Below are 24,904 nucleotides of genomic sequence, written 5' to 3'. Positions count from 1 at the left end.
GCATCGCTCTGGACGTGACGAATGCTGCGCAGCGCTCTATCTTGCCCTTATGTGCGGTATATCTGGTCTGATTGATCTTAGGAAAGAAACCTCCCATGCCCGACTGTCCGAAACCGGACAGGCGATGGCTCAGGCTATGTGGCATCGCGGGCCGGATATGGGCGAGGTCTGGGCCGATGCGAATGCCGGTATTGCCATGGCCTTTCGCCGATTGGCGATCATCGATCTCTCCCCTTTAGGGGCACAGCCCATGCGGTCCTCTGATGGTCGCTATGTCATGACCTATAATGGAGAGATTTATAACTATCGCGACCTGGCAAAGGACCTGGCACGCCGCAGCTATAAATTTCGCGGCGCGTCGGACAGTGAGGTTATTCTGGAACTGTTCGCCCGGGACGGCATCGCCGCCACGCTGCCCCGCATGGTCGGCATGTTCGCCATTGCCTTATGGGATACGCAAACCCGGAAATTGGTATTGGTGCGGGATCGACTGGGCATAAAGCCGCTGTATTTCGGACGCCAGGGAAATCATGTCTATTGGGCATCTGAATTAAAGGCGATGCGCGCGACATCGACCTTTGAACCGAAACTGTCGCCCATCGCCCTGGATGGCTATCTGAAGGGCAATGTTGTTCCTGCCCCGGCATGCATTTATCAGGATCTGGAAATGCTGTCGCCCGGCCATTATGCCGAAATAGATACTGCGGGAGAGATTTCACGGCACTGCTATTGGTCCATGGCGCAGTTTGCCAATCAACCCATCGCAACCCTGTCCGAAGAAGAGGTGATAGACCAAACCGAATCCCTGATCGCAGATGCCGTAAAATTACGCATGGTGGCCGATGTTCCATTGGGGGCCCTATTGTCCGGCGGGGTGGATTCCTCGACCGTGGTTGCCCTGATGCAGCAGGCAGCAGACCGACCGATCAAGACCTTCACAATCGGGTTCGGGGCCTCTGACTATGACGAGGCGCATCATGCCGCTGCGGTCGCCCGGCATCTGGGCACCGATCACACCAGCCTGGACCTGTCGCCACAGGATGCCCTGGATCTGATCCCCAATCTGCCGGACTGGTATGATGAGCCCTTTGCGGATTCATCTGCCCTGCCCACCTATCTGGTCAGCAAACTGGCGCGCGATCAGGTGACTGTGGCCCTGAGCGGCGATGGCGGGGACGAAGTTTTCTTTGGCTATAACCGTCATAAAGCCCTGGGCCAGATTGAACGCAGGGTCAGTGCCGTCCCAGCACCAATGCGCCGCATGGGGGCCGCGGCCCTGGCGGCACCGGGGCCTGCAATATGGGATACTTTGGCCCAGTTTATGCCGGAATCGAAGCGCCCGCGCATGCTTGGCACCAAAGTCCAAAAACTGTCGCGGGCGCTTGCCGCAGGCACCCCTGATGCGCGCTATCTGGATCTGGTGACCCATTGGCCCGAAGATCTGACAGGCCTGAACATTCCAGGGCAATTACCCGATGGTCCGGTACTGGACCCCTCAGCCCGCGCTGCCTATGCCGATACGCTTGGCTATCTACCCAATGACATCCTAACCAAGGTCGATCGTGCCAGCATGGCCGTCAGCCTGGAAGCCCGTGTACCCCTGTTGGATCACCGGTTGGTCGAATTTGCCTGGACCCTGCCCACGGAACTGAAAATCCGCAACGGAATCAGCAAATGGCCACTGCGGCAGGTTCTGTATCGCCATGTGCCCCAGACTTTAGTGGATCGTCCAAAAAGCGGCTTTGCCATTCCATTGGGCGATTGGTTGCGCGGCCCGCTGCGCGATTGGGCTGAAACCTTGCTATCACAGGACCGTCTGAAATCCCGGGGCTGGATTGATCCCGCACCTGTGCGCCAGGCCTGGAAGGACCATCTGAACGGGCGCGGGGCACGGGCGGAAGCCCTATGGGGCATTTGCATGCTGGAGGCCTGGGCAGAGCGTTGGATGGGCAAGCCATGACACGGGTGGCATCGTTGGACCTGAGTGGTAAAACGATCCTGTATCTGGTGACGGAAGACTGGTATTTCTGGTCTCATCGCCTGCCCTTCGCCCGGGCGGCACGGGATGCCGGGGCGAAAGTCATTGTCGCCTGTCGCATGGCCGATCATCGCGACCGCATCATTGAAGAGGGATTTGTCGCCCGCGACATTCCTTTTGACCGGTCAGGCCTGAACCCTGTCCGGGACCTGAAGACCTTCCGCGCAATAACACGTCTGTATCGCCAGGAGCAGCCGGATCTGGTGCATCATGTAGCGATGAAACCGGTCCTGTATGGCGGGTTGGCGGCAGCGAAAACAGGAACCCCGGCCGTTGTAAATGCCATGGCGGGGCTGGGATTCCTTTTTATCGCCACGGGCTGGAAAATCACCCTGTTAAGACCAGTCGTTGAGCGGGCTTTTGGTTGGCTGAATAACCGCCGGAACACCCATCTGATCGTGCAAAATTCGGATGATGCCGCCCTGTTTGAAAATCGCATGCATGTGAAGCCTGCACGGATCGTGGTGATTCGAGGCTCTGGTGTGGACATCGATCGGTTTTACCCGATGCCAGAACCGCCAGGAACGCCCGTCGCTGTTTGTGTCAGCCGGATGCTGTGGGACAAGGGGATCGGCGAATTGGTGGAGGCCGCGCGTCTTCTGAAACAGCGAGGGGTCGACATCACAATCCGGCTGGTCGGCCCAACCGATGCCAATCCAGCCAGCATCCCGGTCGCCACCCTGAAGGCCTGGCAAGACGAACGTGTGGTCGAAATCGCAGGTCCTTCATCAGATATACCCGGCACGTATGGCTCTGCCCATATCGCGGTGCTGCCATCCTATCGCGAGGGCTTGCCTAAATCGTTGCTGGAAGGGGCAGCCTGTGCACGCCCGGTGATCGCGACCGATGTGCCGGGCTGTCGGGAGATTTGTCGGGACGGGGAAACCGGTTTGCGGATTCCCCTGAAATCCGTGGAACCCCTGGCCGACGCTCTACAAAAATTGGCTGAAAACCCAGCCTTGCGCCGCCAATTGGGTAAAGGGGCAAGGCTGGCTGTGGAAAAGGACTTTGCCGAAGGTATCATCGTTGCCGAAACGATGGCACTGTACAAAAAAGCCCTTGGTCCGGGAGGATACCAGAATGACACATGAATTGACAGGAAAGCGCATTCTTATCACCGCCGGCGCAGCGGGAATCGGGCGCATTATGGCCGAAAAGATGAATGCGGCGGGCGCGAGAGTCTTTGTGTGCGATATTGATCAGACGGCTTTGGCAGACCTGTCCACCACACACCCTGATATCGGTCAAATGCAGGCGGATATCTCAGATCGCGCGGCTGTCGACGCTTTCTTTGAACAGGGATTGGCCGCTCTGGGCGGCCTGGATGTCCTGGTCAACAATGCCGGCATTGCAGGGCCGACCGGCCCGGTTGAAGATATCAATCCTGATGATTTTGAAAGAACGCTGGCGATCAACATCACCGGACAGTTTTTATGCACCCGGCTGGCGGTGCCCCATCTAAAAGCAGCGGGCGGTGGAGCAATCATCAATCTCTCCTCCGCAGCGGGGAAATTCGCCTTCCCGCTGCGCACCCCCTATTCCGCGTCCAAATGGGCGGTTGTCGGATTTACAAAGTCGCTGGCGGCAGAGCTGGGCCCCTTCAACATTCGGGTCAATGCCATCCTGCCCGGCGCCGTGGAAGGCCCCAGGATTGAACGGGTGATCACCGCCAAAGCCGATGCGCGCGGCGTCCCTTTTGAAGAGATGTTGGCCAATTACACCAATCTGGCCTCAATGGGGCGATTGATCCCGCCGGAAGATATTGCCGCCATGGCTTTGTTCCTTGCATCCGATGACTGTGGAACCTTGTCTGGACAAGCGCTGAGCATCGATGGCGACACGCAAATGCTGAAATAAGGAGTCTGACGGATGACTGACACAAGGCCATGGGAAAATCAATTTTCCGTCGCGCGCATTGATATTGTTGAGGAAACACCAACCCTGCGCGTTCTGGAAATGACATTGCAGGCGGGGGAGAAAGTTCCCTGGCATTGGCATACCAACGTCCATGATCGATTTTACTGTCTTGCCGGATCGGTTGAAATTGAATGCCGCGCCCCGAAAGCGATGCATCACCTGAAATCCGGTGACAGTTGCGCCGTCGCCCCCAAGGTTGCCCATGAGGTTCGCAATATTGGCAGCGATACAGTCCGAATGATGTTGGTCCAGGGCGTTGGCCCCTATGACTATCATCCCGTTGGAATTGAGGAGAAAGAAGCATGAGGCTGGAGGGAAGCTGTCATTGCGGGTCTGTGCGGTTTTCCCTGGAAAGCGCACATCCCTATCCCTTTAACCGCTGTTACTGTTCAATCTGTCGCAAGACTCAGGGGGGCGGTGGCTATACGATCAATCTGGGGGGCGATTATGCCAGCCTGTCGATTGAGGGAGAAGAGCATCTGAGCGTCTATCATGCCAGGGATACGCGCGCACCTGACGGCATCAGCCCGCTGGGCCGCCATTTCTGTAAGCATTGCGGGTCCTGCCTGTGGTGCTATGACAGCCGCTGGCCTGAACTTGTGCATCCCTTTGCATCGGCAATAGATACCGCCCTTCCCGTGCCGCCAGAACATGTAAATCTGATGACGGCGTATAAGGCCCCCTGGTGCGAGACTGAAGCCGGTCCACAGGATAAGACGTTTGACGAATATCCGGACGAATCCCTGGCCCAATGGCATCAGCGACTGGGTCTGACCCGATGACGCGTCTGCTGTTCCTGTTGTTTCTGATAGGAACACACCTGTTCGGGGCCGGATCGGTCCGGGCGCAAGACACGGAGTACAGCCTTCGCGGTCTTTCCCTGGGTATGACGCGGAATGCCGCCCTGGAAGCCTTGTCGCAATATCGGTTCTTTTGCGAACCCTCCATACAGGAAGGGTATCACCGCTATCATGGAACCCTGTGTCGGTATCGGGAATACCATTTCGGCATCTTCTTTTCTGTTCGACCGGATGATGACACCCTGTATCGCATAGAAATTGAGGATAAATACCCTGATGGTTTCGATCTGGAAAAAGTTGATTCGGACCTGATCATGCGCTTTGGAACACCGGATGTGTCAAAGCGCAATGCGATGTTTTCCGGCTCTTACCTACGGCAATGGGGGGACTTTCTGACAGTCCGCCTGGAAGATTACGAACAGGACGCCATTCGCTTGGTCCTGGCCGACCCAAAGGTCACACAGGACGTGTTACGCGCCTGGTATGATTTAAAAAGTCAGTCCAAAGACGTGTCCCAATAGCGTGATCGCGATGGGAAGGGAAACGAAAGACACCAGGGTCTGCACCGTCACAATCGATGCGGCCAGCGGGGCGTCCCCCCCCATTTGGCGGGCCAGGGTGAAGGAGGATGCCGCCGTTGGGACACAGGCAAAAATCAGCGGGATCATTGCCATATTTCCTTCCAATCCAACCATCAGCACCAAGCCAAAGACGACCGCCGGGAAGACGATGAACTTTCCAGCCATAGACAGATAGGTCGATAACAGACCCGCCCGCATCTCAGAAAAATGCAAATTGGCCCCAATGCATAACAGCATGATCGGCAAGGCCGCCGCCCCCAGAATTCCGGCCGTCTGATGCAATACCGGAATCTCCCCGACGCCCAACAGGTTCAGTGACATCCCGATCACAATGGAAACCAGCAGTGGGTTGCGGGTCAGATCCCGCAGGATCGCTGCGGGCAGGCTGCGCCCCGGTGTTTTTGGCAACATGCCGACCATGGATGTCACAACAACGATGTTTGTCACCGGTATCAGGACCGCTGTTACCATTGCCGCTAAGGCCAGACCATCAGCGCCGAACAGACGCTCTGCCACCGCCAGGGCGATAAAGGTATTATGGCGCGCGGCCCCCTGTAAAACCGACGTGCCGCTGGGGGCTGAAATCCTGAACACTTTGATTGCGATCAGGCTGTATAGAACCGCTGCAAAAAATCCCCCCAGAATGACGATGGCGTAATTCCCGATCACCGCCCCTGACAGAGTTAAGCTCGATGTCGTTTTGAACAGCAGGACCGGGAACAAGACCCAATAGACCAGCTTGTCATTAATATTCCAGAAATCGACAGACGGAATGCCAATCCGGCGCAGGATATTACCCAGTACGATCAACAGGAAAATCGGCGCAATCGTTAAGACAATTTCCAGCACGGCCAACCCTTTCAGCGATGTTTGGGCGCACTATAGAACGCAAACGCGCAAAGAAAACCATTCCGTTACAATCTTTTACGTCTCGCCATTCTCGCTGGCCGCCATATCAAATGCGGCATCGACCGGGACCTGCAAACCATTCACCAGATGATTGGTTCGCGCCGCCAGCCCAATCACACGCAACAGATCCGCATGCTCTGATGCCGTCATCCCCTTCGCCTTTGCCGCAGCGGTATGGGAATGGATGCAATACTGACAGGCATTGGCGACAGAAACCGCGATATAGATCATTTCCTTGGTTTTTTGATCCAGGGCCGACGGGGCGATCATCGTGTCACGCACGCTGTGCCAGACATCCTCCAGCAGGGCCGGGTCGAAGGCCAGATAGAGCCAGAAGTTATTGATAAAATCACTGCCGCGCACCGCCCTTATATCGTCAAACACCGCCTTGACGCGGGGATCCGTCTCAGTGGCTGCAAGGGGTTGGACCGTGGACATGTTGCAATTCCTTTCAAAAGTGTGAAAAGGGACAGTAGAACCGCACTGCCGCCTAACTCTTTCCAAAATGGGTTAGACAAGGCTACAACAGTGGAACCTGTTATACACCATCAATGGATTGTGCCGCATGGCAGTACCCCCCGACTCTCCCGATACGACCGTTACGGCGCAACCTGTCGCAGCAGGTCAGAAAAAAGCCAGGCGCAAAAAAGCGACGGCAAAAAAGTCCGTTGCGAAGAAAAGCAGCCCCGTCAAATCAGCGGCAAAGGGGCCATCGGCACAAAAAGCAGGCGCGACCAGTACCGCAACCACCAGCGATGATCGCATCCCCGCCAGCCTGCAACATATGCCCGTCAGCCTGTTCAGCGCAGGGCTGGGCCTGGCAGGGTTTGCCATTGCCTGGCGCGAAACAGGAATAGCCTATGGAATAGGTCCCATTCCCGGTATCATTTTCATTGGAATCGCGATTGGTATATTTCTGATTTTGTTGGGCCTGTATGGCCTGAAAACAGTCCGGCATCGTCAGGCCGTGCTGGACGAGTTAAATCACCCGATCCAGGGAAATTTATTCGCCACGGCAACCATGACAATGATGATACTGTCTTCCAGTCTTATCGGTTTGTCCCACGGCTTGGCGACCCTGATCTGGAGCGTTGCCGCAATCGCCAATATGGCGATCACGGTTCGTGTCGTCACTAAGTGGATATCACGGGATAATCATATATCGCACGCAACGCCCATATGGTTCATCCCGGTTGTTGGCAATCTGGTGACCCCGATTGTGGGGGCGCCATTGGGCTATACGGGTATCAGTTGGATGGTCTTTGCCGTGGGGCTGTTATTCTGGATCATCCTGTTCACGGTCGTCTTTTATCGATTGTTGTTTGAACGCGCGATGGAAAAACCGCTGCGACCGACGCTGGCAATCCTGCTGGCACCGCCATCGCTGTGCTTTACCGCCTATGCCGTATTGAACGGGGGGCATATTGATGGCACGGCCCAGATGTTCTTCGGCATTGCCGTTTTCATGCTGTTGATCCTGATCCCACAGGTCAAAGCGATGCTGCAAATGCCGTTTGGATTAAGCGCCTGGTCCTGCACCTTCCCAATGGCCGCCTTCAGTGTCGCGGCCATTCTATATGCGGATGCGATTGACAGTGGTTTTGCGCATGGACTGGCGATTGCGGCGATCCTGATCACGACGCTGATCATTGCCATCGTCGGAACCAAGACCATCGGATACATTTTGGCCGGAAAAGTATTTCGCCCAGTTGAGACGCCCCTGCCGACACCCTAATGTGTCACATTCATTATTAGAGCCTTGAAAAGGACCCATTGCGTATGACCACCACCGCTTCAACCCCGATCTCTCGCGTTGCCGCCCGGATTTTGATTGAAACCCAATCTGTGCTGTTCAAGCCGGACGACCCTTTCACCCTGACCAGTGGCCGAAAAAGTCCGGTCTATGTGGATTGCCGTCGGCTGATCGCCTTTCCGCGCGCGCGCCGTCGCCTGATGAAAATGGGGGCCGCCACGATTGAGGAAAAGGTCGGTTTTGAAAGCCTGGACGTGGTTGCAGGGGGGGAGACCGCCGGTATTCCCTTCGCGGCCTGGATCTCAGACCACCTGATGCTGCCGATGTGTTATATCCGTAAAAAACCCAAAGGCTTTGGGCGCAATGCCCGCATCGAAGGGGCCCTGGCAGAAGGGCAACGGGTAATCCTGGTTGAGGACATGGCGACCGATGGTGGCTCTAAACTGTCCTTCGTCGACGGTATACGTGACGCGGGCGCGGTGTGTCACCACACATTTGTGATCTTCCATTACGGCATTTTCCCGGAAGGGGAGAAAGCCCTGGCCGACCATGGCGTCGCGCTGCATTCCCTGGCAACGTGGTGGGATGTTCTGGAATGCGCCAAGGAAGATGGCTATTTCAAAGCAGGCCAAGCGGACCAGGTGGAAGCGTTTCTGCATGATCCGATCGGATGGTCAAAAGCCATGGGTGGTTCGGAAGAATAGGAATGGGAGGACGGTCTGAATGATCCGCCTGATCCAAGTTGTCATTCTGGCGCTCGTCGGTGTGTCTTCCCTGACCTTCGAAGCGCAGGCGATTAGCAAGGAACGGCTGACCATCGGGATCAGTCAGTATCCCTCTACCCTGCATCCGGCCTTCGATTCCATGCTGGCAAAAACCTATGTCATTGCCATGGCACGACGCCCGATCACGGCCTATGACCCGGATTGGAAGCGGGTCTGCCTGCTGTGCACGCGCCTTCCCAGCCTGGAGCAAGGGACGGCCGCATTGGAACTGACACAGGATGGCCAGGAAGGCATGGCAGTCCAATACGAACTGCCGCCCGATGCCGTTTGGGGGGATGGCACGCCGATCACAACCCAGGATGTCTTGTTTTCCGTAGAAATGGGCAAGAACCCTGAATCCGGTATTGATAATGCGGAACAATACCGCCGCATCGACCGGGTAGAGATTGATGGGGAAAAGCGATTCACCCTGCATCTGAACAAGCGCTCTTGTGATTATCAGGGCTTATCCGGCTTAACGCTGCTGCCCCGCCATATTGAAAAGCCGATATTCGATGAAGGCGCGGCTGACTATCGCCGTCGTACCGCCTATGATACGGATTCGACCAATCCGGGCCTATGGTATGGCCCCTATCGCATCGCCCGGGTCACACCTGGCCAAAGCATCCTGCTGCAGCGGAACCCGGAATGGTGGGGAAAGCCCCCGTACTTTGATGAAATCGAAATACGGGCGATTGAAAACACCGCCGCCCTGACAGCCAATCTGCTGGCGGGCGATATTGACATGATCGCTGGGGAGTTAGGCCTGTCTGTCGATCAGGCGCTGGCCTTCCAGGAACGCTATGGCGATGACTACCAGATCATCTACAAGCCCAGCCTAGTCTATGAGCATATTGATTTGAACTTGGACAATCCAATCCTGAAGGACGTACGCGTACGCCAGGCATTGCTGTATGGTATTGACCGATCCCTGATCACCAAACGCTTGTTCAAGGGCAAGCAGCCTGTCGCACAAAGCAACGTCAATCCGTTGGATATCCGGTATGATCCTGACATTCCACACTATGCCTATGACCCGGAAAAGGCTGCGGATCTCTTGGACCAGGCGGGCTGGACACTGGGCGCTGATGGCATTCGGTACAAGGGGGACGATGCCCTGACACTGACCCTGCAAACCACCGCCGGGAACAAATCGCGCGAATTGGTACAGCAGGTTCTGCAAAATCAATGGAAGCAGATCGGTATCGATATCCGTATCGAAAACGAGCCCCCACGCGTGCTGTTTGGGGACACGATTTCAAAGCGTAAATATCCCGCCATGGCGATGTATGCCTGGATGAGCGCACCGGAATCCGTCCCCCGCACGACATTGCATTCCCAGGAGATCCCGCGGGAGGCCAATGCCTGGGCTGGTCAGAATTACCCAGGCTATGACAGTCCTGAAATGGATGAGATCATCAATGGCCTGGAATTTGACTGCGAAGAAGCCAGACAGGAGCAGTTGTGGAGACGGATGCAACAGCTGTATGTCACCGATCTTCCCGTTCTGCCGCTGTATTTCCGGTCCGACACCTATATCCTGCCAAAAAGCCTGTCGGGTCTGACACCGACGGGCCATCAGTTCCCCTCCCCGTTATGGGTTGAAGATTGGCATCTGTCACCGTGACCCAAGCCACCCGACACCGATGATCCACTACCTCACCCATCGTTTGATCCACAGTTTTCTTGTGCTGCTGGTCGTGTCCTTTGCAAGCTACGGGTTGATCGGTTTGATGCCAGGTGACCCCATTGATCTGATGTTTTCCGCCAATCCAGAAATGACGGCGGCGGACGCCGAAAGATTGCGGGCGCGCTATGATCTGGATCGCCCAGTCCTGGCACGATATGCCAGTTGGCTGGCAGGTGCATTGCAGGGGGATTTCGGATATTCCAGACTGTATCAGCAACCGGTCGGTGACGTGCTGATGCCGCGCCTTTGGGCAACATTTCAATTGCTGGGGATCAGCACCCTTGTGGCCCTGGCTTTGGCGATCCCATTGGGCGTATGGGCGGCGGCCCGACATAATCGCCTGACAGATTATGCCATCAATCTGATCTGCTTTGCCGGGATTTCAGTCCCCCCCTTCTGGCTGGCCCTGTTGCTGATCGCCTATATCGCTGTGCCGGTCGCCTGGATTCCCGCTGGCGGAATGGCCGAAAGCGGCGATAGCGGTTTGGACCATCTGCGCCACATGCTTTTGCCCGTCGCCGCGCTCAGCCTGGCATCCATTGGCGGCTTCACCCGCTTCATGCGCGGTGCGATGCTGCAATCCCTGGGTCAGGATTATATGCGCACTGCCAGGGCAAAAGGGGCCAATCCGGCGCGCCAGCTATTTGATCACGCCCTGCGCAATGCGCTGCTGCCCCTGATCACCGTGATTGCGCTTAGTTTTGGTACATTGTTTTCCGGTGCGCTGATCACCGAAACGATTTTCGGGTGGTCTGGCATGGGTCGTATGATTTACGAGGCCGTGATGGGCAATGACTTCAATCTGGCACTGGTCGGTTTGATGGTCGCGACCGCTTTCACATTGGCGGGCAGTATTCTGGCAGATATCGCATACGCCGTGCTGGATCCGCGTATCGCGCTGCAGGACCGGGGGAATGGCAGATGACGCACCCTACCCCCCTGCGTCGTGCGCAAAGGATCCGGGGAAACTTCCTGCGCAACCGGATGGCTGTTCTATCCCTTATTGTCCTGATCCTGCTGGTTCTGACCGCTCTGGCGGGTCAGCATCTTCTGGCGTTGCTGGACCTGGATGGATTTGAAACGGACCTCTTCAATCTGAAAGGACCACCTGATCCCGGCCATCCCCTGGGCACGGACGAGCTTGGACGCGACGTGTTGGCCCGTTTAATCCTGGGCAGCCAGGCCTCCCTGACTGTCGGCCTAATCACCGCCCTGACCGCCGCCATACTGGGCAGCATCATTGGCATTTGTGCTGGCTACTTCGGCGGATGGCTAGACAGCCTGTTGATGCGCTTGACCGATGGGGTGATCGCCCTGCCACTTCTGCCGCTGCTGATCGTCCTGTCCGCACTGGATTTCAATAAGATCGGGTTGGGCGCGTTTACCGACGGGTCCGGGTTGATGCGCCTTGTTATGATTATCTCTCTGGTCGCCTGGCCAACCGTGGCACGGCTGGTCCGGGCGGAGACTCTAAGCCTGAAGCAACGGGAATTTGTCGTCGCCGCCCGAGCACAAGGGGCAACCCCATTTGCCATCATGCGACGGCATATCTTTCCCAATGTCCAGGCATCCATCGTTATCGCAACGACTTTGTCGATCGGGAATATCATCCTGCTGGAAAGCGTCCTCAGCTTTCTTGGCCTTGGCATTCGCCCGCCGACACCCAGTTGGGGGACGATGCTGACCAACGCACAGGATTACATCTGGGACAGCCCAAATCTGGCGCTTTGGCCGGGATTAGCGATCTTTGTAACCGTCATCGCCTTCAATTTTCTGGGCGATGGATTACAAGACGCCCTGGACCCGAAACAACATCGCCGATAAAGCCTACCCCCCTATAAGACCAAAATTAGATCAAATGTCATCCATATGTTGCGGAACCTGGCGAAACTGACTATATTAAGGCAGATAAGTATCTATTCGACCGAAGAACCGGCGAATTTATATGGGTGCAGAATACGGGGGCGTCTTTCCCCAGCATCGAGAAAAGAAAGGATGACGGTATGGCCGACATCGGTGGTATTGGCGGATTTAACCCCGCAGTTACGCGCAGCACGTTCGACCCGGAGGCCGCAGCCCAGCGCCGCGCCGACGAACGGGCACGTCAGGAAGAGCTTCAACAGCAACCCGCCGTTGATGATGTCGAAGCTGAAGACCAGTTGCGCGCTGCGGAAACAGACACGCAACAGCAAGCATCCCAGCAGTCTCAGCAAGAAGATGATACCGACACAGTAACGCTGAGCAATGCCGCGCAGGATTACCTGACACAGGCTCAGGACGCTGCCCAGGCGGCCAATGACGACGCCACAGTGGATGCCGCGACGGACACAGAGGCTGTGACACAGATCGCGTCGGCAACCGGTGTTGGGGCAACGAACCAGACGACACGAAACGAAGAGTCCACAGCAACGGTGAACGGCAACCAGAACACCCAGTCGGAGCAGACACGTGCCCTTGGGCAGGTTGTTGATCAATACGCCTGATCGTAATTCCCCAGTATTCCCTGGACCCAGGGATACTCCTTTTTATACTGTCTTGAGCCCGCCTTGGCGGGCTCAATGCTTTTCTACGTAATACGCGCAGCCTTTTCAAAGGAAGTACCTTATGCGTCTATTTTTAATTTTCGCGGGCGTATTTGGCGCATTGGCTGTTGGTTTGGGTGCCTGGGCCGCCCATGGCCTGGATACTATGGTGACGGATAAAGCCGTCGATTGGGTGGAAACCGCCAGCCGGTATATGCTGATCCATGCCGTTGCAATTTTCGGCTGCGCGATTGCCCTGAGACACCAAACCACGCGCATGCTGGCACTGGCGGCGGGCCTGTTCACATTTGGCACGCTGGTTTTTTGCGGCAGTCTTTTGGCTCTGGCTTTTCTGGATTTTCGGGCCGCAGGTGCCGCCGCCCCGATCGGGGGATTAAGCTTGATTATTGGATGGCTGACCATCGCCTTAGCCGGGCTAAAAAGAAAGCTGTGACGATTGTCCGAAAATGCTTCCGAAACTGGATAGAATCGGCCTAAAAATAGTCGCAGGATTGTGTGAGATGGGAAAAGGAATCAATAGCGTGGCATTAAAATCATGTCATACACTGGCGATTGCGGCGCTGGCATCTGTGATTAGCCTTTCGGCTACAACGGCAATTGCCGATGAGGTGGCTGGCGAAAACACCCCTCCCCCCTGCAGTGTAGCGCCCACTAAGGCAGAAGATGGCAGCCCGGCGGCCACCCCTGGAAAAGAGCAATTGGAAGCGGCCTATGACTGCTTTGAAGAGCGCTTGCTGGCAGGCTATGCCCAGTCCAAACATATTATTGCCAAGACCTTTGGAAACTGGGAACGCGCCAGCGATTATCCCTTCATCTATGATCAGGTAGGCGATCAGTATCTTGTCGTTTATGGCAATGACCGCGCTGTGGGTGAGGAAAAAACCGTATGGATGGACCGCAACATGCCAATTGGCGCGACCGTTGTCGCCGCCGGATTCAAGATTGATGATCAAGGTGTCCTAACCCCCGCCCCGGCCATGATCTATGAGAAAATGATCAACGGCTATACGATTGCACGCGGCAACTGGCGCCAGACCATGATAGCCCCTGATGGGGACATTATTGGCGTCACAAATGGTCCAGGGGCCGATAATCTGACCGTATGCCAGGATTGCGCCGCCGGTTCAGCGGATCGCCTGTATCTGGCGATGTTGAATGATGGCGTTATGCCCGCAGACGCACCGGAAGCATCCGCCCCCATTACAGACAATGAATTGGGTGGTTCTTCAACAGGGGAAACATTGGATCCTGGGGCAATTTTGGATCCTTTGACCCCGCCGTCACAGGATAATGGTATTCCAGAATCTCAGACCTTTGATCCAAATGCTACACTGAACCCTTCCACACCGCTGGAGCCATTGGCGCCACTGGACTCTCCCTCGCCCTTGGACCCATTGGCACCGCTAGAGCCGTTGTCCCCGCTTGATCCGGCGCCAACATCTTCCCTGGAGCCATCGCAAGACACAGCGTCACTGGAACCCCTGCCAGAGCTAGAGCAGCCGATGCAGGACACAAATGCCGCCATGACGACAGAAGACCCTGACGCCATTGGGGAAGATACCTCCCAAGACAATTCCGACATTGCCTCTACTGGATTGGACACTGGAAATCAGGGGGTTTTAACAGGGCTGTCTCTGGAATTATCCGATGCCAATGACCCGCTGTTGAATATTCCAAGCGTCGATTTTACCGACCCACCGCCCTTTCTGGAACCCGCGGGCGGTAATCTTTAGGTCCATAGACCGGCCTGAGTGATCAGAACGCGCTCTAGCTTCCGCGCACGACCAGAACAGAACATTCTGCGTGGGAAACCACACGCGACGCGACAGACCCCAGGATAGCGTGTTCCAGTCCGGGTCTATGAGACCCGATTACGATCACATCTGTTGGGACTTTCTTCGCAGCCGCTAATATTTCCTCGGCCGGTCCGCCATGGGCGATAATGTGCTGAACCTTGATATCCTGTGGCACATGCTCTTTCACAAAAGCATGCAACTTTTCCTGTGCCGACGCGATGGCCTTGGATTCAAAACCGGACGGGAAAAAGGATCCAACGACCGTCATGCCGAAATCCGGTACGACGGTCATGATATGCAGCACGCCCCCAGACGCCTTGATCAAAGCAATGGCCTCTGGCAGGGCCCTTTTCCAAGACGCATCTTCACCCAAATCCACAGCCAGCAAGACATTCTTATACATGGTCTTCTCCCCCCATCCTAAGCCGTTGCATGGCCCAGGTTAATGCGCTTTTGACGGCGGGATTGAACCCAACCAATCAAGAAGAACAGAACAAGCGCCGGTATCCACAACAACTCTTTAGGGGGCTGATTGGATGGAACCTGGACATCCATAATCACCTGATCCCAATCAAACACGCCCTGTTTATCGGCTGGTGAGTCATAGACAACATTGTCGATTGTTACTTTCTCGCCATCGATGATCAGTTCCAGACCGAAGTTTTCCAAACGATCCTGACCCGTCGCCCCCTCAGGAACTTCGACAATTGCGGTAAACTCAATGGGTGATCCTGCCTTATCCAAACCATCAACCAGCAGGACCATATCCGTCCCTGGCTCCAATGCGCCGATCTGTTCAACAATCGAATTAGGCGGCATCGATTGGGTGGGGGAAATGATCATATCCATCCAGAACCCCGGGCGGAACAATGTAAACGCCACCAGGATCAGCAGAACCGATTCATAGAACCGCGACCGCGCCAGGAAAAAGCCCTGCATCCCGGCTGTGAAGATCAGCATCGCCGCCGTCGCCACTATAAAGACTATCACCGCCTGTAGGGGCCCTACATCGATCAGCAGCAGATCGGTGTTGAAGATGAACAGGAAGGGCAACAGGGCCGTGCGCATGGAATAGAAAAACGCGACAAAACCAGTCTTAATAGGATCACCACCCGACACCGCCGCCGCAGCGAAGGATGCCAGCCCGACCGGTGGCGTGACATCGGCCATGATGCCAAAATAGAAGACGAACAGATGGACCGCGATTAATGGCACGACGAGGCCATTCTGCTGACCCAGCGCCACCACAACAGGTGCCAGCAGGGATGACACGACGATATAGTTTGCCGTTGTCGGCAGGCCCATACCCAGCACAAGGCTAAGAACCGCCGTCCAGATCAAAATCAGGATCAACTGGCCAAAGGACATCAGTTCAACCAGATCGGCCAGCGCGCTGCCAATCCCGGTTTGAGATACGGCCCCAACGATGATCCCCGCCGCAGCGGTGGCAATCCCGATCCCGATCATATTGCGCGCGCCTGAAATCAGGCCTGCAACCAAATCGCGGATACTTTCCCCGATCATCCCATTGCCGGTCTCCCCCCGGAAAAAGGCGAACAGCGACCGCTGGGTAATCAGGATGAAAATCATCAGCATCACTGCCCAGAATGCGGACAGGCTGGGCGACTTGCGCTCTACCATCAGCATCCAGATCAAAACCAGGACCGGCAGCAGGAAATGCAACCCAGACATGATCGTCGGGCGCGGCATTGGCAGCGTGACGATGGGGGAGTTCGGATCGTCAACTTCCAGATCCGGATAGCGGGCACAGATGCTGACCAGAAAGACATAGACCAGGATCAACAGAGCCGAAACGATGTACAGCATCAGGAAATCCAGGCCATTGGCACTGAGGATTTCAGAGATCGTCTGCAGCAGATACATCGTGAAGAAGCCGCCGACGATGCAATAGCCAACCACCATGGTGAAGGTGGAGAAAATCGCTGCCTTTGTCCCCTCAGAAGCGCCCCGCGAAATGCCCTTGGACAGAATGATGATTGCCCCCAATGCAATGGCAGAGGCCAACAGCAGTGCCGGTGAACTGGTCAGCATGAAATATGCTTCTGACAGATAGGCAACCGCACCACCAATCGCGATGAACATCGCAGCCGACATCAGGAAAGACAGAAACTGCAGCTTCAACGGTTTGGGCGTCGTAACCCGTTCCAGGGCCGGCATGTCCTGCTTCATGGCTTCCAGATGGACGATATAGACCAGGGCGATATAGCTGATAATCGCTGGCAGGAAGGCGTGCTTTACGACATCGAAATAGGGGATGTTGACATATTCCACCATCAGGAAGGCCGCAGCCCCCATCACCGGTGGCATGATCTGACCATTCACGGAAGACGCAACCTCTACCGCGCCCGCCTTCTCATTACTGAACCCGACGCGTTTCATCATCGGAATGGTAAAGGTCCCCGTCGTCACCACATTGGCGATTGAAGAACCAGAGATCAGACCGGTCATACCGGACGCGACAACTGCCGCCTTTGCAGGCCCTCCCCGCAAGTGGCCCATCAGGGCGAACGCAACCTTAATGAAATAGCTTCCTGCCCCGGCCTTATCCAACAAGGCCCCAAACAAAACGAACAGGAAAACAAGGTCCGTTGACACCCCCAGCGCGATGCCGAACACACCGCTTTGAGAAAGCCACTGGTGATAGGCCAAGCCTTCAAAACTGACCCCTTTCCATTGTAACAATCCTGGGAAATAAGGCCCGAAATAGGTATAGGCCAGGAAGAAAATGCCCAGGATAGCCAACGGCGGGCCCAGGCTGCGGCGGGTGGCTTCTAACAGGGCGACGATACCGACGCAGAAGACAATGACATCAGTGGTATTGGCGTTCGCCGGGCGGTCGCTCAGCAATTCCCCCCCCAGGCTGGCGACAATCGGCAAATCTGCCGCGAAATAATAAAATGCGCAGGACGCTCCCAGGATCATGATGATCCAATCCGTGATTGGAATATAAGACCGTGGGCTGCTTTTGAACGCCGGATAGGCCATAAAGGCCAACACCAGAGCGAAGGTCAGGTGAATGGCGCGAGCATCCTTACTGGAAAAGGCACCAAAGCCAATTTCATATGGGATAGGTGACGCGATCCAGACCTGAAACAGGGACCACAGCAACGCGATCGTCGCCATGGCAAGAACCAAGGTCTGATTGGTTGGTGCGCGCCCCCCGGTGTCATTGGAAGCAACGAGATCGTCCAATTCAGACTGGCTTAGACCACCGGCCCCGTCATTCTTATCGCTCATCACCACATCCCCCTACGCATGACCTGTTGTAACACTAAGAGTGTATGCAAATTTAAGTATCAGGCAAATTGACGAAAAAAATGGGGGGCCGGCACCCAAACAGTCGCCCGCCCCCCAAACCGGACTTACATCCAGCCACGTTCCTTATAATACTTCACCGCGCCGTCATGCAGCGGGGCAGACAGATTGTTTTTGATCATCTTGGCTTCTTCCAGATTGGCGAAAGCCGGATGCATCTTCTTAAAGCGGTCGAAGTTATCAAACACCGCCTTTACAACCTGATACACAACGTCCGGGCTGGTTTTAGACGAGGATACGAAGGTCGCGCCGACACCGAATGTTGTCGTGTCGGTATCCGTACCCTTGTACATGCCGCCCGGAATGGATGTCATAGCATAATAGGCATTGTCAGCCGCCAGCTTTTGGATCACGTCGTTATCAACCGGCACCAGGACGGAATCACAGGTGGTGGTTGCTTCCGAAATCGTGCCTGCGGGGTGACCCACGGTAAATACGATGGCATCAACCTTGTCATCACACAATGCAGCAGCCTGTTCCTTGGAATTCAAATCCGACGCCAGGGAAAAGCTGTCCATGGTCCAGCCCATCTTTTCCATCACGACTTCCATCGTTGCGCGGGCCCCTGACCCTGGATCGCCAACATTCACACGCTTGCCGACAAGGTCTTCAAATTTCGTGATGCCGGAACCGGCGCGGGCAACCACAGTGAAAGGCTCTGGATGCACAGAGAAAACAGCGCGCAATTCCTTAAAGGCCCCTTCAGGGAACTTGTCAGGAGCCGTGCCATTATAGGCATGGTACTGCCAGTCAGACTGGGCCACACCCAAATCCAGGTCTCCGTTGCGAATACCGTTGATATTAGCGACGGAACCACCCGTTGTATGGGTGCATTTGATATCATGTTCGGACGTACCGCGGTTCACCAAACGGCAAATTGCGCCACCAACCTGATAATAAACACCAGTTTCACCACCGGTCCCGATCACAATATTGGTTTCCGCCACAGCAGCCGTGGAATAAAGGGCTGCCCCTAAAAAGGCGGCCGTAAGACCCATTTTCTTAATCATCATTTGATACTCTCCCTTCTGTTTACACCTTCTTCGTCACGAAACAGTGTTGACGCAACGGAAGCTCTAAAAAAGCCTGCAATCTTGTTAATCTCAGGCATCTTTCATTCTAACTTTTGTAACTTTGCCTATATGAAATGCCCATGGCGCGTGCCGACATTTCGCAAAGACACAATACCCTGTCATCAGCACAAACGGTGTGCGATGCGCCTCATACCCTCAAATTCAATTTTGTCGGACCTGAATTTTCATACGGGATTCCAGTGCAGGACACCGCCCGGCACATCTTTGCTGCAAGAAACACTTTTCCCGCGAAACCCGTCACCCTGTTCCTAACCTGCCTGTTTGTGTCCACTATACGTGAAGCGTGTTTTCAGCAGTTTCATTCTTTGTTGGCTTGTATCATGCCCACCCCATACGAAGGCGTCAATGCACAGAAAGTGTGCAGCACACTCATTGCTGTGCCGTGATCCCCAAGGCCCTGGCCGCGGCGGGATTCATCGGGGCAAACAGGGACGCGCTTGTCAGGTCTTCAATCCGTATCGTGGAAAAGGCAGGATGCGCCTCGTTCAGCCGGGTCAGGCCGCGGGCAATTGCCGTGGTCAATGCGCCTACGACGGCATCATCCGCATCCACAGTGGTCACCAGGACAGGGCGCAACCCAACGGTCTTAACCGGCACAGCCTGGCCGGGATAGGTCCTGGCCGGGATGACGACGGATGCATACCCCGGCAAATCCCCCAACAGATCAGCAACTTCTGAATCACTGAAGGATAGTGGGGTTATGCCGCATCGGCGGCCTGCTGCGGTCAGATACTCCGCAGGATGCACCGCCATTACGACGACGGCATCCGTCTGACCATCGCACAAACGCTCAATCGCGGTGACGACGGGCTCTGCACTGGCTTCCGCCAGATCATCCCGCTCCAGCCCCGCCGTTGCCAGCGCGACATTGGCCAGAATCCCGCGATAGCTGGTATCTGCCCCGACGCTGACGCGTTTTCCCTTCAAATCACTGATTTTAGAGATTGGGCCAGTTGCCTTGGCAAAAACCGTGAAAGCCTCAGTATAAAAGGCCGCGACGGCGCGCAATCCCTCTGCTGGGCCGGTTTCCTGATATCGGCTGCTGCCGCGCACCGCATGATACAGCCAGTCACTTTGCACCAGGGCAAAAGGCAATGATCCATCCTGCAGCGCGGCAATAGCTGCATCGCTGTCAGCCAGGGTTGCAACGGCACACAGGGCAGGCTCATCCGCCGTTTCAACCAGACGGCACAGCGTTCCAGCCAACGGAAAATACAATCCGAAAGGCAATCCGCCCCCAATCAACAGACGCTCTTGAGAGCCTGGCAATGACAATTCAATGCTGCTGGTATTGGCTGTTTGGGCACTTGCCGTGCCGCCCGTCAGCACCAAGCCCAGAAAAAGCGCCGCAGCCATCGATTTCAAATTAATCATTCCATCCCTCATTTCATACCAAGTGCCAGTCTAGCGCTGTTTTCGGTGGCCAGAACCCGTCCCGCCAACACAGCATTATCCGCAATCTGCGCGATCAGATGTGCATTGTCGGGTGCGATCTCTCCATTCGCAAGCCTAAGGTTATTTTCAAACCCTAAACGACAATGCCCGCCCAGCCCCGCAGCGGTCAATCCACAGGCGGCTTCTTTTGGACCAAAGGCACAAATCGCCCATGGATTGGTCAGCGCCTGTGTCTGCGCCATGGTCAGAAAAGGCAGCAGATCTGTCGGGTCGGATGTCAGGGTTTTACTGTATCGCCCCAACACGTACAGAATGAAACTTCCCTGGGTCGAAAGGATGCCCCGCCGCTGCAGATCAGCAAACCGGGCTACATCATCCGCGTCATAAAGGATATACTGGGGATGCACCGATTCCCGCGCCATCCAAGCCGTGAAGGCCGCAAAGTCCGTTTCATCTTCAGCGGTCGCACAGAGTTCGCGAATGGCCAGTGATACAGCCTCCGGCCGAACGGATTGCACCATAGCACGCTGTTGGTCGGGGGTGTAGAGGCCGACCGCCTCGGACGTGACTTGAACGATAAAGTCTGGACCCACCTCTCGCCGCACCGCCGCGATGGCCGCGCGATACAGATCCGCATCCAGCGTGTGGGTGCCTTGCGATGTGCGGACATGCAAATGGATCATCACCGCACCCGCCTCCCGACAGGCAGCCGCAGCCAGACCAATTTCATCCGCCTGCATGGGTAAGGCCGGGTGGTCCGCCTTTGTCTTGCGGGCGCCATTGGGCGCCACGGCCAATATCAAAGGAACAGCCCCAGCGCCAATAGTCATCGATCAGGCCAACCCGGCATCAGCAAGGGCAGCATCAATGGAAGCACCCAGTTTCTCAACGATTTCATCAACATGGCTGTCATCGATGATAAAGGGGGGGGCCAACAGCACGTGATTGCCACGCTTTCCATCAATTGTCCCACCCCCTGGATAGCACATTAACCCGCGCGCCATAGCATGCTTCTTAATCGCCAGATGGATTTTCAATGCGGGATCCAACGGTTCCTTAGTACTGCGATCCGCAACCAGTTCCAGCGCCATGAACAGACCGCGCCCGCGAATATCTCCGATCAGGGGATGATTGCCAAAGCGGGCCTGTAATCGCCCCATCAATTGCGCCCCCCGCTTGGTCACATTGTCCAGCAGGTCTTCATCCTCAATCGTCTTCTGCACGGCCAGCGCAGCCGCAGCAGCAATGGGATGTCCCAGATAGGTATGTCCGTGCTGAAAGAAACCTGACCCATCGCGTATCGTATTGTAAATCTCCGCTGAACACAGGGTCGCGCCAATGGGTTGATAGCCCGCGCCCAGCCCCTTGGCGATGGCCAGAATGTCCGGTGTCACATCATCCTGGGAACAGGCAAACAAGGCACCCGTGCGCCCCATGCCGCACATAACCTCATCCAATATCAGCAGGATACCATATTGCGTGCAGATTTCACGGATGCGCCGCAGATAGCCAGGGGCTGGCACCAAAGCCCCAGAGGTTGCACCGCCCACAGGTTCCGCCACAAAGGCAATCACATTTTCTGGCCCCACTTCCAACAACCGAGCTTCCAGATCATTGGCCGCGCGCAGTCCATAGTCTTCCAGGCTTTCATCTGCGCGCTGATCCCGGTAGGCATAACAAGGGGAGATATGCTCCACATCGATCAGGATCGGGGCGAATTGCTCCCGCCGCCACATATTGCCCCCAACGGCCAGGGCCCCCATCGTATTGCCATGATAGCTTTGGCGGCGTGCGATATAGCGGTGGCGGTGCCCCTCCCCCTTCTCCCAGAAATACTGATAGGCCAGTTTCAGCGCCGTCTCTATCGCTTCCGAACCGCCGGATACGAAATAGGCATAGTCCAATCCGTCCGGTGCCCGAGATATCAGGAAATCAGCCAGGTCTTCCAATGGCTTATTGGTGAAAAACCCCGTATGCGCAAAGGATAGGGCATCCATCTGATCCTTCATCGCCTGAATAACACGGGGATGGGAATGTCCCAGGCAGCTGACTGCCGCCCCGCCAGATGCATCCAAATAGCGCTTGCCTTCAGAATCGATAATGTAACACCCATCGCCCTGAACAGCGGTCGGAGGGGGCGCGCCGCAGTTGCGGTGAAAAACATGGGTCATGATCGTATCCTGTGTCAGATGGTTGGCTTAAGAGGCCATATCACCCTTTTCGTACAACCGTTGGCCTTCTTCAAGAGACCATACGACCATCCGCTTGAGAATCTTGCCCAGAACCTCATCAAAGCCCCGAACAATTTCCACCATGGAAGAGCCGGGAGCGGGCACGACATATTCAAATGTTTTAGAGCCGGCAATAACCCGCTTTGGCATCTTCACCAGTTTGGCATTCATCCGAATGCGAATATTGGGCGGTGTGCCTTCCGGCAAGGGAACGCCATGTTCATCGACATATTCCGCCTGAAATTCACGCAGATCCGTTTTCAGTATGAAATCAGACCGCAACCCGATTGCCTGGCGTCCAACAGAAATGATCTTGCCACTGTTTTCATAGCTTTCGATCAGAAGCGTCTGGATCATCTTTGGCGCACTATCGGTCCAGGCAGCCCGCGCGAAATACTCGATTTCAATAGGCGAACGGCGCAATGCAATTCGGGCGCTGGAAATCCCGGCGGCCGCCTGTGGCGCTTCAACCAGCAACTGCCACGACACTTCGGGAAGGTCATCGTTAAACGTGCTCTTGGGCGTTAAAACATAAATCCGGGCCGGATCCCCGCTGCCAGGTAGTTTCAGGGCACACCCGGCCAATACCGTTGTTGCCATCAGTCCAAATGTCAGGTGCCCCACATGGCGCATGGCCTGCCGGCGTGTTGCGCCCTTGTCGATCAACGCTTCCTTTTCGAAACCGGTCATTGTACCTCATACCCCTGCTGGGAATCGCCGAAGAAGAATTGTGCGGGATCCCGTTCAATCTGATTTGTGATGCGGCTGAGCGATGAAACAAGGACCCGCATTTCTGACAGTAATTGTGTGAATTCGAAAAATCCATTGCTGGTGAAATTCGTCACCGGATCGCGGTTTTCCTTGATCAGCAAGCGCGCTTCATCCGCGGCCGCTGCAATGTTAACCGCTGCAGATCGCAATTCTCCTGAAATCGCGCTGAAATCCTTCACGGCCTTGGTTGCGTCGGACGCGACACTATCGACCATGGGCGCAATTGTCTGGGCCAGCCCCTGATATTCCCCAAAGGTGTCTTCTGCGGAATCTGCTACGGAATCGATCCGTCCTGTCGCCGTCGACATCATGATGTCAGCATTTTTCAGAGAGGATTGCGCCTGTTCCATCAACTGGGCGATCCGGGCGTCAGTCTGGCCGATCGTCCCATCCAATCGGTCAATCGTTCCGGACAATTGTTCGGAAACCTTGCCAATCTGCCCGCGAATATCGTCTCCAACGGCAGAGAAATTAATCACCGTCTTATTGGCATTTTCCAGTATCGGGCTGGTTTGGGCGGCAAGATCATTCAGTTTCTTGGCAAATCCACTCAAGTCCTGAATGGTTTCCTCCGCTGCGCCGGCTATGCCATCAGATCGATCGGCAAAGGCCGCAACCAGGCGTTCCCCTTCCACCGCGACGCGTTTGAATTGTTCCATCGCGCCCGCCCCTTGCTGCAGTAGAAGCGCGATGTCTTCAGAACTGTCCGCAAGCGCGCCAGAGAACTTTTCAATATTCTCAATAGTTCCCTGCAAATGGGCGATATTTTCGTCATTCAACAGCTTGGTGGCCTGTTCCGACACTTCCTTAAGGTTACCCATGATTTCAGGCGCACTTTCAAAGACCTGCTGAAGCGCTGATTTATCCGATTTTATCTCAGGTCGTTCCTGCCCTGGTTTTGCCGTCAAGGCCGGTGCGGATTCCGTTCCACCGCTGATTTCAATAAATCCAACACCTGTAATACCCTGGGTTTCCAAACGGGCAACGGCATCTTCACGGATCGGAGTATCTTTTGGCACATCGATCACAACCTGCACTTCCCCGAAACGATCCGGTGAAATGCGCAGGCTGGTAACGTTTCCAATAGGAATGCCGCTGTAGCGTACAGGACTGCCAACCGACAGGCCCGTGACAGATCCCTTAAAATAAACATCATAGCGTGTCGTGTCCGACCCAATCTCAAGCCCTGCCAGCCAAACCACCGCAGCAATCACGGCGATAAAGAATGACAACACAAAAGTACCGACAAGGACGAAACTGGCCCGAGTTTCCATAATCTAACCGTC

The 24,904-nt window shown here is 55.6% G+C and carries 25 protein-coding genes; 15 read left to right on the top strand and 10 right to left on the bottom strand.

Annotated elements, in window-relative coordinates:
* The first annotated feature begins 49 nt into the window (after window positions 1-49).
* The 6 genes from asnB to ACOSDR_RS01955 are packed head-to-tail and all read left to right on the top strand — an operon-like array spanning window position 50 to window position 5,276.
* Window positions 50-1,960, top strand: a complete 1,911-nt coding sequence (gene asnB, locus ACOSDR_RS01980; protein WP_420730243.1) for an asparagine synthase (glutamine-hydrolyzing) — start codon at window positions 50-52, stop codon at window positions 1,958-1,960.
* Window positions 1,957-3,129, top strand: a complete 1,173-nt coding sequence (locus ACOSDR_RS01975) for a glycosyltransferase family 4 protein (RefSeq protein WP_420730242.1) — start codon at window positions 1,957-1,959, stop codon at window positions 3,127-3,129. The genes asnB and ACOSDR_RS01975 overlap by 4 nt, the downstream gene beginning before the upstream one ends.
* Entirely contained in the window at window positions 3,119-3,895 is a 777-nt protein-coding gene (locus ACOSDR_RS01970) for an SDR family oxidoreductase (protein ID WP_420730241.1), read from the top strand. The genes ACOSDR_RS01975 and ACOSDR_RS01970 overlap by 11 nt, the downstream gene beginning before the upstream one ends.
* Window positions 3,896-3,907: 12 nt before the next feature.
* On the top strand, window positions 3,908-4,261 hold the full coding sequence (locus ACOSDR_RS01965; protein WP_420724569.1) for a cupin domain-containing protein: 354 nt from the start codon (window positions 3,908-3,910) through the stop codon (window positions 4,259-4,261).
* Window positions 4,258-4,737 carry a GFA family protein gene (locus tag ACOSDR_RS01960; protein ID WP_420730240.1) on the top strand — a complete coding sequence of 160 codons (480 nt, stop codon included), beginning with the start codon at window positions 4,258-4,260 and terminating at the stop codon, window positions 4,735-4,737. Before ACOSDR_RS01965 ends, ACOSDR_RS01960 begins: the two co-directional genes overlap by 4 nt.
* Entirely contained in the window at window positions 4,734-5,276 is a 543-nt protein-coding gene (locus tag ACOSDR_RS01955) for a hypothetical protein (RefSeq protein WP_420730239.1), read from the top strand. The genes ACOSDR_RS01960 and ACOSDR_RS01955 overlap by 4 nt, the downstream gene beginning before the upstream one ends.
* Here ACOSDR_RS01955 and ACOSDR_RS01950 read toward each other — a convergent pair.
* Together ACOSDR_RS01950 and ACOSDR_RS01945 are read right to left on the bottom strand one after the other, a co-directional pair.
* Complete coding sequence (locus tag ACOSDR_RS01950) at window positions 5,244-6,185, bottom strand: AEC family transporter (protein WP_420730238.1); 942 nt, start codon at window positions 6,183-6,185, stop codon at window positions 5,244-5,246. The two genes, ACOSDR_RS01955 and ACOSDR_RS01950, sit on opposite strands and share 33 nt — an antisense overlap.
* Window positions 6,186-6,260: 75 nt before the next feature.
* Window positions 6,261-6,683, bottom strand: a complete 423-nt coding sequence (locus ACOSDR_RS01945; RefSeq protein WP_420730237.1) for a carboxymuconolactone decarboxylase family protein — start codon at window positions 6,681-6,683, stop codon at window positions 6,261-6,263.
* A 127-nt stretch (window positions 6,684-6,810) separates the two neighbouring features.
* Between ACOSDR_RS01945 and ACOSDR_RS01940 the strand changes: the two genes are divergently transcribed.
* The 8 genes from ACOSDR_RS01940 to ACOSDR_RS01905 all read left to right on the top strand — a co-directional run bounded on the left by ACOSDR_RS01940 (window position 6,811) and on the right by ACOSDR_RS01905 (window position 14,728).
* Complete coding sequence (locus ACOSDR_RS01940; protein WP_420730235.1) at window positions 6,811-7,980, top strand: hypothetical protein; 1,170 nt, start codon at window positions 6,811-6,813, stop codon at window positions 7,978-7,980.
* 44 nt (window positions 7,981-8,024) lie between these two features.
* Window positions 8,025-8,702, top strand: coding sequence for an orotate phosphoribosyltransferase (locus ACOSDR_RS01935; protein ID WP_420724575.1), 678 nt, complete (start codon window positions 8,025-8,027; stop codon window positions 8,700-8,702).
* A gap of 19 nt (window positions 8,703-8,721) precedes the next feature.
* Complete coding sequence (locus ACOSDR_RS01930; RefSeq protein WP_420730234.1) at window positions 8,722-10,389, top strand: peptide ABC transporter substrate-binding protein; 1,668 nt, start codon at window positions 8,722-8,724, stop codon at window positions 10,387-10,389.
* 19 nt (window positions 10,390-10,408) lie between these two features.
* Entirely contained in the window at window positions 10,409-11,377 is a 969-nt protein-coding gene (locus ACOSDR_RS01925) for an ABC transporter permease (RefSeq protein ID WP_420730233.1), read from the top strand.
* A complete protein-coding gene (locus ACOSDR_RS01920) occupies window positions 11,374-12,276 on the top strand; it encodes an ABC transporter permease (RefSeq protein ID WP_420730232.1) in 903 nt (300 codons plus the stop codon). The genes ACOSDR_RS01925 and ACOSDR_RS01920 overlap by 4 nt, the downstream gene beginning before the upstream one ends.
* Window positions 12,277-12,455: 179 nt before the next feature.
* Complete coding sequence (locus ACOSDR_RS01915) at window positions 12,456-12,935, top strand: hypothetical protein (protein ID WP_420724579.1); 480 nt, start codon at window positions 12,456-12,458, stop codon at window positions 12,933-12,935.
* A 121-nt stretch (window positions 12,936-13,056) separates the two neighbouring features.
* Window positions 13,057-13,428, top strand: a complete 372-nt coding sequence (locus ACOSDR_RS01910) for a DUF423 domain-containing protein (RefSeq protein ID WP_420730231.1) — start codon at window positions 13,057-13,059, stop codon at window positions 13,426-13,428.
* 88 nt (window positions 13,429-13,516) lie between these two features.
* Window positions 13,517-14,728: a hypothetical protein gene (locus ACOSDR_RS01905; RefSeq protein WP_420730230.1), complete on the top strand. Its 1,212-nt coding sequence runs from the start codon at window positions 13,517-13,519 to the stop codon at window positions 14,726-14,728.
* Between the two features lie 34 nt (window positions 14,729-14,762).
* Here ACOSDR_RS01905 and ACOSDR_RS01900 read toward each other — a convergent pair whose 3' ends face one another.
* The 3 genes from ACOSDR_RS01900 to ACOSDR_RS01890 all read right to left on the bottom strand — a co-directional run bounded on the left by ACOSDR_RS01900 (window position 14,763) and on the right by ACOSDR_RS01890 (window position 19,140).
* Entirely contained in the window at window positions 14,763-15,194 is a 432-nt protein-coding gene (locus ACOSDR_RS01900) for a universal stress protein (protein WP_420724582.1), read from the bottom strand.
* Between the two features lie 17 nt (window positions 15,195-15,211).
* Entirely contained in the window at window positions 15,212-18,049 is a 2,838-nt protein-coding gene (locus tag ACOSDR_RS01895) for a TRAP transporter permease (protein WP_420730229.1), read from the bottom strand.
* Between the two features lie 125 nt (window positions 18,050-18,174).
* On the bottom strand, window positions 18,175-19,140 hold the full coding sequence (locus ACOSDR_RS01890) for a TAXI family TRAP transporter solute-binding subunit (protein ID WP_420724584.1): 966 nt from the start codon (window positions 19,138-19,140) through the stop codon (window positions 18,175-18,177).
* Between the two features lie 140 nt (window positions 19,141-19,280).
* Here ACOSDR_RS01890 and ACOSDR_RS01885 point away from each other — a divergent pair, with 140 nt between their 5' ends.
* Window positions 19,281-19,607, top strand: coding sequence for a hypothetical protein (locus tag ACOSDR_RS01885; RefSeq protein WP_420724585.1), 327 nt, complete (start codon window positions 19,281-19,283; stop codon window positions 19,605-19,607).
* Here the strand turns inward: ACOSDR_RS01885 and ACOSDR_RS01880 are convergent.
* The 5 genes from ACOSDR_RS01880 to ACOSDR_RS01860 are packed head-to-tail and all read right to left on the bottom strand — an operon-like array spanning window position 19,591 to window position 24,892.
* Window positions 19,591-20,595 carry a TAXI family TRAP transporter solute-binding subunit gene (locus ACOSDR_RS01880; protein WP_420724586.1) on the bottom strand — a complete coding sequence of 335 codons (1,005 nt, stop codon included), beginning with the start codon at window positions 20,593-20,595 and terminating at the stop codon, window positions 19,591-19,593. The genes ACOSDR_RS01885 and ACOSDR_RS01880 overlap by 17 nt on opposite strands.
* 8 nt (window positions 20,596-20,603) lie before the next feature.
* The gene (locus tag ACOSDR_RS01875; protein ID WP_420724587.1) at window positions 20,604-21,446 is read right to left on the bottom strand and encodes a 3-keto-5-aminohexanoate cleavage protein; all 843 of its coding nucleotides are present in this window, start codon (window positions 21,444-21,446) and stop codon (window positions 20,604-20,606) included.
* 3 nt (window positions 21,447-21,449) lie between these two features.
* A complete protein-coding gene (locus ACOSDR_RS01870) occupies window positions 21,450-22,787 on the bottom strand; it encodes an aspartate aminotransferase family protein (protein WP_420724588.1) in 1,338 nt (445 codons plus the stop codon).
* A gap of 27 nt (window positions 22,788-22,814) precedes the next feature.
* Entirely contained in the window at window positions 22,815-23,537 is a 723-nt protein-coding gene (locus ACOSDR_RS01865) for an ABC-type transport auxiliary lipoprotein family protein (protein WP_420724589.1), read from the bottom strand.
* Complete coding sequence (locus tag ACOSDR_RS01860) at window positions 23,534-24,892, bottom strand: MlaD family protein (protein WP_420730228.1); 1,359 nt, start codon at window positions 24,890-24,892, stop codon at window positions 23,534-23,536. Before ACOSDR_RS01860 ends, ACOSDR_RS01865 begins: the two co-directional genes overlap by 4 nt.
* Window positions 24,893-24,904: the final 12 nt, after the last annotated feature.

This window comes from Hwanghaeella sp. 1Z406 (genome assembly GCF_048892425.1).
Classification (GTDB): domain Bacteria; phylum Pseudomonadota; class Alphaproteobacteria; order UBA8366; family Aestuariispiraceae; genus Pacificispira.
This window is presented reverse-complemented; position numbering and strand designations above follow the sequence as displayed.

Excerpts from the sequence above, each read along its gene's own strand:
- ACOSDR_RS01965 (WP_420724569.1), top strand. The coding sequence starts at position 3,908 with ATGACTGACACAAGGCCATGGGAAAATCAATTTTCCGTCGCGCGCATT.
- ACOSDR_RS01935 (WP_420724575.1), top strand. The coding sequence starts at position 8,025 with ATGACCACCACCGCTTCAACCCCGATCTCTCGCGTTGCCGCCCGGATT.
- ACOSDR_RS01930 (WP_420730234.1), top strand. The coding sequence starts at position 8,722 with ATGATCCGCCTGATCCAAGTTGTCATTCTGGCGCTCGTCGGTGTGTCT.
- ACOSDR_RS01900 (WP_420724582.1), bottom strand. The coding sequence starts at position 15,194 with ATGTATAAGAATGTCTTGCTGGCTGTGGATTTGGGTGAAGATGCGTCT.
- ACOSDR_RS01880 (WP_420724586.1), bottom strand. The coding sequence starts at position 20,595 with ATGATTAATTTGAAATCGATGGCTGCGGCGCTTTTTCTGGGCTTGGTG.
- ACOSDR_RS01870 (WP_420724588.1), bottom strand. The coding sequence starts at position 22,787 with ATGACCCATGTTTTTCACCGCAACTGCGGCGCGCCCCCTCCGACCGCT.
- asnB (WP_420730243.1), top strand. The coding sequence starts at position 50 with ATGTGCGGTATATCTGGTCTGATTGATCTTAGGAAAGAAACCTCCCAT.
- ACOSDR_RS01975 (WP_420730242.1), top strand. The coding sequence starts at position 1,957 with ATGACACGGGTGGCATCGTTGGACCTGAGTGGTAAAACGATCCTGTAT.
- ACOSDR_RS01915 (WP_420724579.1), top strand. The coding sequence starts at position 12,456 with ATGGCCGACATCGGTGGTATTGGCGGATTTAACCCCGCAGTTACGCGC.
- ACOSDR_RS01910 (WP_420730231.1), top strand. The coding sequence starts at position 13,057 with ATGCGTCTATTTTTAATTTTCGCGGGCGTATTTGGCGCATTGGCTGTT.
- ACOSDR_RS01875 (WP_420724587.1), bottom strand. The coding sequence starts at position 21,446 with ATGACTATTGGCGCTGGGGCTGTTCCTTTGATATTGGCCGTGGCGCCC.
- ACOSDR_RS01890 (WP_420724584.1), bottom strand. The coding sequence starts at position 19,140 with ATGATGATTAAGAAAATGGGTCTTACGGCCGCCTTTTTAGGGGCAGCC.
- ACOSDR_RS01920 (WP_420730232.1), top strand. The coding sequence starts at position 11,374 with ATGACGCACCCTACCCCCCTGCGTCGTGCGCAAAGGATCCGGGGAAAC.
- ACOSDR_RS01940 (WP_420730235.1), top strand. The coding sequence starts at position 6,811 with ATGGCAGTACCCCCCGACTCTCCCGATACGACCGTTACGGCGCAACCT.
- ACOSDR_RS01865 (WP_420724589.1), bottom strand. The coding sequence starts at position 23,537 with ATGACCGGTTTCGAAAAGGAAGCGTTGATCGACAAGGGCGCAACACGC.
- ACOSDR_RS01860 (WP_420730228.1), bottom strand. The coding sequence starts at position 24,892 with ATGGAAACTCGGGCCAGTTTCGTCCTTGTCGGTACTTTTGTGTTGTCA.
- ACOSDR_RS01955 (WP_420730239.1), top strand. The coding sequence starts at position 4,734 with ATGACGCGTCTGCTGTTCCTGTTGTTTCTGATAGGAACACACCTGTTC.
- ACOSDR_RS01960 (WP_420730240.1), top strand. The coding sequence starts at position 4,258 with ATGAGGCTGGAGGGAAGCTGTCATTGCGGGTCTGTGCGGTTTTCCCTG.
- ACOSDR_RS01885 (WP_420724585.1), top strand. The coding sequence starts at position 19,281 with ATGGCGCGTGCCGACATTTCGCAAAGACACAATACCCTGTCATCAGCA.
- ACOSDR_RS01895 (WP_420730229.1), bottom strand. The coding sequence starts at position 18,049 with ATGAGCGATAAGAATGACGGGGCCGGTGGTCTAAGCCAGTCTGAATTG.
- ACOSDR_RS01925 (WP_420730233.1), top strand. The coding sequence starts at position 10,409 with ATGATCCACTACCTCACCCATCGTTTGATCCACAGTTTTCTTGTGCTG.
- ACOSDR_RS01970 (WP_420730241.1), top strand. The coding sequence starts at position 3,119 with ATGACACATGAATTGACAGGAAAGCGCATTCTTATCACCGCCGGCGCA.
- ACOSDR_RS01945 (WP_420730237.1), bottom strand. The coding sequence starts at position 6,683 with ATGTCCACGGTCCAACCCCTTGCAGCCACTGAGACGGATCCCCGCGTC.